Annotated in this window: 10 protein-coding genes; 4 read left to right on the top strand and 6 right to left on the bottom strand. The window is 69.1% G+C overall.

Annotated features, from left to right (window positions below):
- Positions 1–101: 101 nt before the first annotated feature.
- From AC1DOC_RS07045 to AC1DOC_RS07030, 4 genes are read left to right on the top strand one after another with little or no spacing between them, the layout of a single operon-like run.
- Positions 102–1,163 (top strand): ABC transporter substrate-binding protein, encoded by a 1,062-nt coding sequence (locus tag AC1DOC_RS07045; protein WP_049805735.1) that lies wholly within the window; start codon positions 102–104, stop codon positions 1,161–1,163.
- Positions 1,164–1,176: 13 nt separating this feature from the next.
- The gene (locus AC1DOC_RS07040; protein WP_027729416.1) at positions 1,177–1,986 is read left to right on the top strand and encodes an ABC transporter ATP-binding protein; all 810 of its coding nucleotides are present in this window, start codon (positions 1,177–1,179) and stop codon (positions 1,984–1,986) included.
- Positions 1,983–2,810, top strand: a complete 828-nt coding sequence (locus AC1DOC_RS07035) for an ABC transporter permease (RefSeq protein ID WP_027729417.1) — start codon at positions 1,983–1,985, stop codon at positions 2,808–2,810. The genes AC1DOC_RS07040 and AC1DOC_RS07035 overlap by 4 nt, the downstream gene beginning before the upstream one ends.
- Positions 2,803–3,675: a substrate-binding periplasmic protein gene (locus AC1DOC_RS07030; RefSeq protein WP_436035602.1), complete on the top strand. Its 873-nt coding sequence runs from the start codon at positions 2,803–2,805 to the stop codon at positions 3,673–3,675. Before AC1DOC_RS07035 ends, AC1DOC_RS07030 begins: the two co-directional genes overlap by 8 nt.
- A 12-nt stretch (positions 3,676–3,687) precedes the next feature.
- Here the strand turns inward: AC1DOC_RS07030 and AC1DOC_RS07025 are convergent, their stop codons facing one another.
- From AC1DOC_RS07025 to AC1DOC_RS07000, 6 genes are all read right to left on the bottom strand, one after another.
- The gene (locus tag AC1DOC_RS07025; RefSeq protein WP_478079954.1) at positions 3,688–4,659 is read right to left on the bottom strand and encodes an ABC transporter substrate-binding protein; all 972 of its coding nucleotides are present in this window, start codon (positions 4,657–4,659) and stop codon (positions 3,688–3,690) included.
- Between the two features lie 38 nt (positions 4,660–4,697).
- The gene (locus tag AC1DOC_RS07020) at positions 4,698–5,027 is read right to left on the bottom strand and encodes a 4Fe-4S dicluster domain-containing protein (RefSeq protein WP_027729420.1); all 330 of its coding nucleotides are present in this window, start codon (positions 5,025–5,027) and stop codon (positions 4,698–4,700) included.
- A complete protein-coding gene (locus AC1DOC_RS07015) occupies positions 5,024–6,646 on the bottom strand; it encodes an FAD-dependent oxidoreductase (RefSeq protein ID WP_027729421.1) in 1,623 nt (540 codons plus the stop codon). The genes AC1DOC_RS07020 and AC1DOC_RS07015 overlap by 4 nt, the downstream gene beginning before the upstream one ends.
- 127 nt (positions 6,647–6,773) lie before the next feature.
- The gene (locus tag AC1DOC_RS07010) at positions 6,774–8,666 is read right to left on the bottom strand and encodes a family 2A encapsulin nanocompartment cargo protein cysteine desulfurase (RefSeq protein ID WP_478129585.1); all 1,893 of its coding nucleotides are present in this window, start codon (positions 8,664–8,666) and stop codon (positions 6,774–6,776) included.
- A 66-nt stretch (positions 8,667–8,732) separates the two neighbouring features.
- On the bottom strand, positions 8,733–9,665 hold the full coding sequence (locus AC1DOC_RS07005) for a family 2A encapsulin nanocompartment shell protein (protein ID WP_018902966.1): 933 nt from the start codon (positions 9,663–9,665) through the stop codon (positions 8,733–8,735).
- Between the two features lie 59 nt (positions 9,666–9,724).
- On the bottom strand, positions 9,725–9,994 hold the full coding sequence (locus AC1DOC_RS07000; RefSeq protein ID WP_012747027.1) for a helix-turn-helix domain-containing protein: 270 nt from the start codon (positions 9,992–9,994) through the stop codon (positions 9,725–9,727).
- Positions 9,995–10,011 lie beyond the last annotated feature (17 nt).

Below are 10,011 nucleotides of genomic sequence, written 5' to 3'. Positions count from 1 at the left end.
GCTATGGATGCGCGGTTTTCTTCGTTGAGGAAGCAGGCGTGGCTTCCTAGGATCGGCGCTTCGCAACCAGCCAGACCGCTCCCGCGCCGGAGCGCGCCGCCATGCCCATCGAGACGCCCTCCTCTTCCCATGCCAGCGCCCCGCCTTCGAGGCGCCTGGCGCTCAAGACCTTCGCTTCGCTCGCCTCCGTGGCGGCCATCGGCAGCCTCGGGCTTTCGGGCTGCTCGCGCGAGGCCGGTGGCCCGGCCGTGGTGAAGAAGACCGGCGACAAGGTGGCGTTCAAGTACCCGAACAACCCGTCGTTCGACCTGATCTACCTGGCCGACGAGCTCGGCTACTTCGACGGCACCAACACCCGCCCCGAGTACGTCGGCAAGATCGCCGCGCCGCAGATCATTCCGCTGGTGGGCACGGGCGAGATCGACTTCGGCAGCCGCATGGTGCCGCTGGTGATCTCGGCCATTGCGTCGGGCGCGGACCTCAAGGTGGTGGCCGCGGGCGGCAAGACGCTGCAGGAGGCGCCGCACATGAAGTACTTCGTTCGCAAGGACTCGGGCATCCGCAACCCGAAGGACCTGGAGGGCAAGACCATCGGCTTCAACAGCTTCGGCGCCTGCGCCGAGTTCGTGACCAAGAAGTACCTGCGCCAGCACGGCGTGGACGTGGCGAAGATCAACTTCGTCGTGGTGCCCGACGAGCAGGCCGAGCAGACGCTGGTGACCGGCAACACCGACCTCGCGATCATCCACGCGCCCTTCTCGGGCCGGGCCGACAACGCCGAGCCCCTGGTGCGGCTGTGGAGCGACTACGACCTGGACGGCGGCCTGGGCGGCATGGCGCCGTACAGCGCGCATGGCCAGTTCATCCGCCAGCACCCCGAGGCGGTGCGCGATGTGGTGGCGGCGCTCGCCAAGGCCGGCAACTGGGTCAACGCCAACACCGAGGAAGCGCGCAAGCTGGTGGCCAAGCGCATCAACATGGACCTGAAGAACGTCGACCGCTACGCCTATGTCGACGACCTGGTGGTGACCGAGCCGCCGATCCAGTACTACATCGACATCCTGCAGTCCGAGGGCAAGCTCGCGGCCGGCAAGGTGGCGGTGAAGGACGTCTACACGAACGAGTTCAATCCCTTCGCGCAGCAGCAGGCCGCGAAGTCCTGACCCCACGCCCGCCATGAGCTTCAAGATCTCGGCCCGCGACCTGCGGATGGACTATGCGGCGCGCGGTGCGAGCGAGCGCGTGCGCGTGCTCGAAGGCTTCGACCTGGATGTGCGCGACGGCGAATTCCTCTCGGTGCTCGGCCCCTCGGGCTGCGGCAAGTCGACCTTCCTCGGCATCCTGGCCGGGCTGACGGAGCGCACCGGCGGGCGCATTGCCATCAACGGCCAGCCGCTTGCGGGCATCAACCGCAACCAGGGCGTGGTGTTCCAGGGCTATGCGCTGTTTCCGTGGCTCTCGGTGCTCGACAACATCGCCGTGGGGTTGGAGATTCGCGGCATTGGCAAGGCCGAGCGCCGCCGCACCGCGCACGAATACCTCGAACTGGTGGGCCTGCATGGGTTTGCAGACCGCTACCCGCACGAGATCTCGGGCGGCATGAAGCAGCGCGTGGCCATTGCACGCTCGCTGGCCTACAGGCCCGACGTGCTGCTGATGGACGAGCCGTTTGCGGCGCTCGATGCGCAGACGCGCGAGGTGCTGCAGGGCGAGCTGCTGCGCATCTGGGAGCAGTACCGCAAGACCATCGTCTTCATCACGCACAGCCTGGAGGAAGCGGTGTACCTCTCCGACCGCGTGGCGGTGATGACGCAGCGGCCCGGGCGCATCAAGGACATCATCGACATTCCGCTCGCGCGCCCGCGCTTGGCGCAGGTGCGCCATACGGCCGAGTTCGCGGCGCTGCGCCAGCGCGCGTGGGAGGTGCTGAAGGATGAAGTGCAGCTCGGGCTGAAGCCGCGGTCGCTCGAGGGAGTGGTGTCATGAGCGCGGTGCTCGATGCGCCGGCGGCCCGCCCGCCGGGCCGCTTCTTCAGGTTCGCGCGCAGCCTTGGCCGCGTGGCCGAACGCGGCATTGGCATCGTGATCTTCCTGGCGCTGTGGGAGGCATTGCCGCGCCTGAGCGTCGTGAGCGATGCCTACCTGAGCCCACCGTCCGCCGTGCTCGCGAGCATCGCCCAGCTCGTCGACACCGGCCAGCTCTGGAAGCATGTGGCGGCGAGCCTGCAGCGCTCGCTGTGGGGCCTGCTGCTCGCGAGTTTCTCGGGCGTGGTGCTGGGTCTCCTGATCGGTAGCTCGAAGCGGCTGGCGGCCATCGTCGATCCGGTGCTGCAGCTGTTTCGCCAGACCTCGGCCTTCGCGCTGTTCCCGGTGTTCATCCTGTTCCTGGGCATCGGCGAGCTGTCGAAGGTGGCGATCATCTTCTGGGCCTCGTTCTGGCCCGTGCTGCTGAGCACGGTGAGCGGCGTGAAGCAGGTCGACCGGCTGCTCGTCAACTCGGCGCTGTCGATGGGCGCCTCGCAGCGCTTCGTCTTCTTCAAGGTGGTACTGCCGGCGTCGCTGCCGTCGATCTTCACCGGCGTGCGGCTGGCGGGCGCCTACAGCATCACGGCGCTGGTGGCGGCCGAGATGATTGGCGCGCATTCGGGCCTGGGCTTTCTCACGCTCAATTCGCAGGAGACCTTCCAGATCCCGACGATGTACGCCGGCATCCTGCTGCTGGCCGTGCTCGGCCTGCTGCTCAACTACCTGCTGGCCTTGCTGGAGCGCCGGCTGCTGCGCTGGCGCAAGGGGCTGAGCCTCGATGACTGAGCACAGGTTGCCCAAGCGCGGGCTGGCACTGGCCGGCACGGCGCTCGTGCTGGCCATGGCGGTCGCGGGCCTCGGCGGCGCCCGGGCTTTCACGACGCCGCCGCTGTCGGGCCTGCCCAAGGGACCGGTGCTCGCCCATGCGATCGAGCGCGGCAAGCTGGTCGTCGGCGTGCGCCGCTATCCGCGCCCTGCCCCGCCCGAGGCGCCAACGCCGCCGGAACCCGACGGTTTCGACGCCACGCTCGCACGGCAACTGGCGGCTTCGCTCGGCGTGCCGCTGGAGCTGGTCGGCCTCGACCCTGCGGCGCAAGAGGCTGCGCTGCGCGAAGGCCGCGTCGACCTGCTGGTGGCCGGCGTGCCCGCGCAAGCCACCTCCGGCATCGCGGCCGCCCCCGGCAGCTACGACATCGGCCGCGGCCTGGTTGTCTCGCTCAGGCGCGGCAAGGTTCAGGAGCCATCTGCGCTGCGCGGCGCACCGGTCTGCGTAGGCGAAGGTTCGGGCTACGCCGCCGCGGTGTCGCAGCGCTATGGCGCGCAGCCGCGCAGCTATCCCTCTTCGGTGCATGCGGCGTCGGCCTTCATGGCCGGCGAATGCGCGGCGCTCGCCGAGGACGCCGAGGTGCTGGAACGGCTCATGCGGAGCGAGGAATGGCGCTTCTACAAGCCGCTGGCGAGCGGCCTGCGTCCACCGTCGGATGCAGCCATCCGCCTGCCCGAGAGCGATGTCGTCTCGCGCGATTACCTGGCGGCGGCCCTGCGCCAATGGCGTGCCGACGGTACGCTGGACAAGGCGCGCGGCGCGCGCGTGGGCAACCTGCAGTTCGAGATCACGCTGCTCAAGGACGGCTTCGTCTGCCATTCCTGAGCACGGTGCGCATCAGTCTTCCTGGGCGCGCCATTGCGCGAGCGCGAAATCGCGGCTCACGAGGTTCTCGGCGAGCAGGAACTTCTTGACCTCGTCCAGCAGCGCCAGGCCTTCGGGCGGATACGCGGCCTCGGGGAAGTGGGAGAGCGGGTGCGAGATCTTCACGATCTCGAGCGGAAAGCCGCTCACCTCCGAGTGAAAGGCGTAATAGTCCGCGCTGTTGCGCCGGATCTCCTGCAGCGCCGTGCGGCGTGCGCGCGTCCAGGCCGCAGGCAGTCCGGGCGCGGCCGCCAGCAGCTTGCTCGACGCAACGATCACCGAGGTGCCGCGCAGCGCCGGGTGCTTCTCGGCCTCGTCGATGACCGGATAGCCGCGCGAAGCGAGCAGCGGTCCCACGTCGACCTGCGCTGCGAAGGCCGCGATCGAGCCCTGGTCGAGCGCCGCCTCGCCGTCGCGCGGGAACATGTGGATCACCTTGACGGATTTCTGCAGCCCGTTCTCCTTGAGCAGGCCCAGCACGTAGCGGTGCATGTAGGAGCCGCGCGCCACGCCGATGGACTGGCCTTCGAGCGCCTTCACGCTGCGCACGCCGTCGCGCGGCGTGAGCAGCCAGACGTTCATGCCCACCGCGTCGAAACCGATGAGCTGGCCCTCGAGGCCGCGCGAGCGGGCCACCACGGCGGGCGTGTCGCCGTAGATGCCGACATCGAGCGCGCCCGAAAGAAAAGCCTCGTTGAGATCGGGCCCGTTCGGAAAATTGCGCGTCGTCACTTCCTTGAAACCGAGCGGGGCCAGCTCGCGCAGCAGGTGGCCCTGGCGCAGCGCCCAGCCGGTGGCGGCCGCGGGCTTCTTGCCGGGGCCGATGTAGCCGAGACGCAGCACCTGGCCGCTGTCCTGCGCAAAGGAGAAACGGGGCAATGCGCTCGCGGCGGTTGCGGCAACGGCGCCGCGCAGCAACCGGCGGCGGCTGGAGAGATCGGACATCGGGAGGACTCGCAGCAGGAAGGAAGAAAAAAAAGGGCTCAGTGCGCCCGCCGCAGGAGCTCGAAGCTCGCATCGGCCGAAGCGGTCGACTGCCGGCCGCGGCCCCAGCCGATGGCACTGCGGTAGCTGCCCATCAGGGCCGCGGCCGCGGCATCGCGCTCCTCGGCGGTGGCACTGCGGTCGGCAATGGGCGCGACGTAGAGCGCATCCTCGGGGCAGTACAGCTCGCACATGAAGCAGGTCTGGCAGTCGTCCTGCCGGGCGATGCGCGGCGGGCCGCCCGGCACCGCCTCGAACACGTTGGTCGGGCAGGCGTTCACGCAGATGTTGCAGCCGGTGCAGCGCTCGGCGCTGATGACTTCGATCATGCGGCCACCTCGTCCCGCACGGCATGACGCTGCACCCAGACCTCGTCGAGCCCGCCGCTGAGCAGCCGGTGGCGCTGCGCCGGGTCGGCCGCACCGTGTTCGCGCCGGCGGTGCATGCCGCGCGTTTCGGTGCGCTGCAGGGCGCTGCGATACATCCAGCGCGAGGTGGCCAGCATGGCGGCGGCTTCGCGTGCGCGAACAGCCTCTGTCGCCGTGGCAGCCGGCGCGCTGGTGCGCAGGCGGGTCCAGAGGGCATCGAGCCGTGCGAGTGAATCGCGCAGCGCATCGCCTTCGCGGAACCAGTTGCGCTGGTAGGGGAAGACTTCCGCCTGGACGGTGCGAATCACTTCCTGGCTGTCGAAGGCCGCGGCGCCGCGCGAGGAAAGCGCCACGCCGCCGGCGCGCAAGGCCGTGCGGCTGGAACCCACGGCGCGCGCGTCGCGTCCGAAGGCCGCCGCGCCTGCGCCGGCCCAGAAGCCGGAGGACAGGGCCCAGGCCGCGTTGTGGCTGCCGCCGCCCGTGAAGCCGCCGCAGATCAGCTCGCGCGTTGCCGCATCCCCCGCGGCGTAGAGGCCGGGCACGGAGGTGGCGCAGCTGTCGTCCACCAGGTGCAGGCCGCCCGTGCCGCGCACCGTGCCTTCGAGCCGCAGCGTCACCGGAAAGTGCTGCGTGAACGGATCGATGCCCTGGCGGTCGAAGGAGACGAAGAAGTTGGGCTGCGCCGTGCGCATCCATGCGCGGATCTGCGCGTCGGCGCGGTCGAGGCAGGCGAACACCGGTTGCGATTGCAGCGTCTGCGCGATGACGCCGCGCCCTTTGGAGGAGCCCGCACCTTCGATGGCCGTGCCGTCGGCCGTGTAGAAAGTCGCCCAGTTGTAGAACAGCGACTTGGTGACCGACGAGAAGGCCGGCCCCAGTCCGTAGGCGTTCGAGAACTCCATGCCCGACAGCGCCGCGCCGACCTCGGCCGCCATCAGCTGGCCGTCGCCGGTGAGCACATTGCAGCCGAGCGCCCGGCTCAGGAAGGCACAACCGCCGGTGGCGATGACGACCGCGCCGGCACGCACCACCCAGGTGCTGCCGCTTTGGCGGTTCACGCCGGTGGCGCCGCAGACAGTGCCGTGCTCGTCCACCAGCAATTCCAGCGCCGGGCTGTGGTCGAGGATGCGCGCGCCCGCTTCCTTCACCCGCTTGCGCATCAGCCGCATGTATTCGGGCCCTTGCAGCGAAGTGCAGCGCAGCGCGCCCTGGTCGTCGGCGGGGAACGGATAGCCCCAGTCCTTGAGCCGCTCGACGTTGGCCCAGGTCTGCTCGAGCACCCGGTCCATCCAGGCATGCTCGGCGAGATGGCCGCCCATGGCAAGCCGGCTGGCCTTGGCCTCTTCGCGCGCCGAGCCGTCCGGTGGCACATGCCACAGGCCGGTGCCCGAGGGCGCGGTGGCGCCCGAGGTGCCGCAGAAGCCCTTGTCGGCCAGCAGCACGCGCGCGCCCTGCGCGGCCGCGCTCACCGCGGCCCATGCGCCCGCCGGGCCGCCGCCGATCACCAGGACATCGGCCTGATGCCTGTCGGAGCCGTCGCTCCCCGAAAGAAGCTGCCGCTCGAAATCTCTCGCGCCCATGGTTGGTTGCCTCGCAATGCAAAGAAGGCGACCGTATCAACGGCCGCCTGCGTGCACAACGAAGAAAAGCAGGGATCGATATGCGCCCGGCGCACGAAGCCGCCGAGCCGGCCCGGCCCCCCGGCGTTCAGCCGCGCCGCTGCCCTGCCAATCGCCGCRCCACCGACACCAGCCGGTCGATCTCGTCGAAGGTGTTGTAGAACGCCAGCGACGGCCGCACGGTGGTCTCGACACCGAAGCGGCGCAGGATCGGCTGCGCGCAATGGTGGCCCGTGCGCACGGCAATGCCTTCGTCGTTGAGCGCGTGGCCCACCTCTTCGGTGGTGTAGCTGTCGAGCACGAAGGACATCACGCTGGCCTTGTCGGCCGCCGTGCCGATCAGCCGCACACCCGGAATCGCGCCGAGCTGCGCCATGCCGTACACGAGCAGGTCGTGCTCGTAGCGCGCGATGTTCTCGATGCCGACCTTGTTCACGTAGTCGATGGCCGCGCCCAGCCCCACGGCATCGGCAATGTTGCCGGTGCCGGCCTCGAACTTGTTCGGGATCGGCTGGAACACGGTCTTCTCGAAAGTTACGTCGGCAATCATGTTGCCGCCGCCCTGCCAGGGCGGCATGTCCTCCAGCACTTCGCGCTTGCCCCAGACCACGCCGATGCCGGTCGGGCCGAACACCTTGTGGCCGGAGAACACGAAGAAGTCGGCGCCGATGTCCTGCACATCGACCCGCATGTGCGAGACCGATTGCGCGCCGTCGACCAGCGCCTTGGCGCCCGCGCGGTGCGCCAGCTCGACGATCTCCTTCACCGGCACCACGGTGCCCAGCGCGTTCGAGACCTGCGTGACGGCGACGATCTTCGTGCGGTCGTTCAGCAGCTTGCGGTATTCGTCGAGCAGCACCTGGCCCGAATCGTCCACCGGGATGACGCGCAGCTTCGCGCCCTTGGCGGCGGCGAGCTGCTGCCACGGCACGATGTTGGCGTGGTGCTCGAGGTTGGAGACGATGATCTCGTCGCCCTCGCCCACATGCTGCCCGCCCCAGCTCTTGGCCACGAGGTTGATGGCCTCGGTGGTGCCGCGCACGAAGATCACTTCTTCGACCTCGGGTGCGTTGATGAACTTTCGCACGCGCTCACGCGCGCCTTCGTAGGCATCGGTGGCGCGTGCGGCCAGTTCATGCGCCGCGCGGTGGATGTTGGAGTTCTCGTGTTCGTAGAAGTACGCGATGCGGTCGATGACCGATTGCGGCTTGTGCGTGGTGGCGGCGTTGTCGAACCACACGAGCTGCCGGCCGTTCACGCGCTCCTGCAGGATCGGGAAGTCGCGGCGCACGGCGTGGACGTCGAACGGCGGATGCCGGCCGCTGCCCGCGAGCGGCACCGCATCGGGCCCGCGCGGATCGGGCTTGGCCGGCGTGACGAAGCCATTGGGCAGGCGCACCGCGTCGACGAAGTAGAACTGCGGCTTCTCACTCCCTTGCATCCGGGATTGGCTCCCTCGCCCCTCCGGGGAGAGGGCTGGGGTGAGGGGCTGCGGCGACGGAACGCCAGCAAGTGGTTGAACGCTCCCGCCCTCCCCCGCAAGCGGGAGAGGGGGCAACACCTGCCCGGGGGGCGAGATGGCGGGGGTCGTGCCAGCGGATGGATGGCCGTAACCGTCGCTCAAGAAGTAGAACGGCGAGGCCCCGGCCTGCGGCGCCACGGGTGCGCCGACTTGCTGCGGCACGCCCTGCACCGCACCGCCCGAACGCGGCTCGAAAGCCGGCGCCACCGACAGCACCGTGTCGGGCACGCCATTGCCCGCCACCGCGTGCGGCGCCAGCGCCGGCGCGCGATTCGCGAGCGAAGGCAGCTGCGTGGGCGATGCCGGCAGCAGGTTGGCGCCCGGAATCTGCCCCTGCGGAATCGGCGTGCCGGGCACGCTGGGCCCGAAGCCCGCGGGGCTCGCCAGCGGCGACCCCGGGGGCGCGATGTTGGCAGGAAACTGCGCGCCCGGCGGTGCGGAGAACATGGCGCTCGCCATGCGTGCGAGAACGGCCGGATCGAACGGCGCCTCGCCTGGAATCGAGGGTGTGCTGCTCACCGCGGCTTACTTGTAGGTGTCGGGATAGTCGTGGTACTTGCCGATCTCGACGTCGTCGAGCACGGCCAGCGCATCGGTGGTCAGCACCGCCAGCGAGCAGTACAGCGAGATCAGGTACGACGCGATCGCATGGTTGTTGATGCCCATGAACCGCACCGACAGGCCCGGGCCCTGCTCGCCCGAGAGCCCCGGCTGGAACAGCCCCACCACGCCCTGGCGCTTGTCGCCCACGCGCAGCAGCAGGATCTTGCTCTTGCCGTCGGCCACGGGCACCTTGTTCGACGGGATCAGCGGAATGCCGCGCCAGGTGATGAACTGCGAGCCGAACAGGCTCACCGTCGGCGGCGGCGTGCCGCGGCGCGTGGCCTCGCGGCCGAAGGCGGCAATGGCCAGCGGATGCGTGAGGAAGAAGGCGGGCTCCTTCCACACCTTGGTCAGCAGCTCGTCGAGGTCGTCGGGCGTGGGCGCGCCGGTCAGCGGGAAGATGCGCTGCTCTTCGCTCACCTGGGCCAGGAGGCCGTAGTCGGGGTTGTTGATGAGTTCGCTCTCCTGGTTCTCCTTGATCGTTTCGATCGTGAGGCGCAGTTGTTCCTTGATCTGGTCGTGCGGGCTGCTGTAGAGGTCGGAGATGCGCGTGTGCACGTCCAGCACGGTGCTCACGGCGTTGAGGTAGTGCTCGCGCGGGTTCTCTTCGTAGTCGACGAAGGTGCGCGGCAGTTGGTTCTCTTCTTCGCGCGAGGTGCAGGTGACCTTGATCGATTCGGGATTCCTGACCTTGTTGACGCGGTAGATGCCCGCCTCCACCGGCACCCATTGCAAGAGGTGTGTCAGCCAGCGCGGGCTGATGGTCTCCAGCTGCGGGACTGTCTTGGTGGCGTTGGCCAGCTGGCGGGCGGCGTTGTCGCCAAGGGCGGTGATACCACCGACTGTTGCGCTCATGAATCAAGGCTCCGTATGGGGAAGGTGGCCGCAAGTGTCAGGCGGCCTGGGGTTTTCCCTCAACAGGCTATAGCCGCCAAGTTGATCCTGCGCACCAGGCGCGATTGCTCCAGCTGCTCGCAACGCAGCAGCAGGCCGACCATGTTGATGTCCAGCGCCGCGGCCAGCTTGTGCGCCGTGACGATCGACGGAATGACGCGTCCGCGCTCCACCTCGCCGACATAGGAGCGGTTCAGGTCGGCGCGCTCGGCCAGCGCCTCCTGCGACCAGCCCTTGCCTTCGCGCAGCTGGCGGATGGTCACGCCGAAGTCTTCGACGAAGTCCTTCATGCGCCCGCTCCCTGCGG

The organism is Variovorax sp. 01T439_2, from assembly GCF_056398445.1.
The sequence above is the reverse complement of the archived record's forward strand: the minus strand, read 5'-3'. Positions and strand labels throughout refer to the sequence as shown.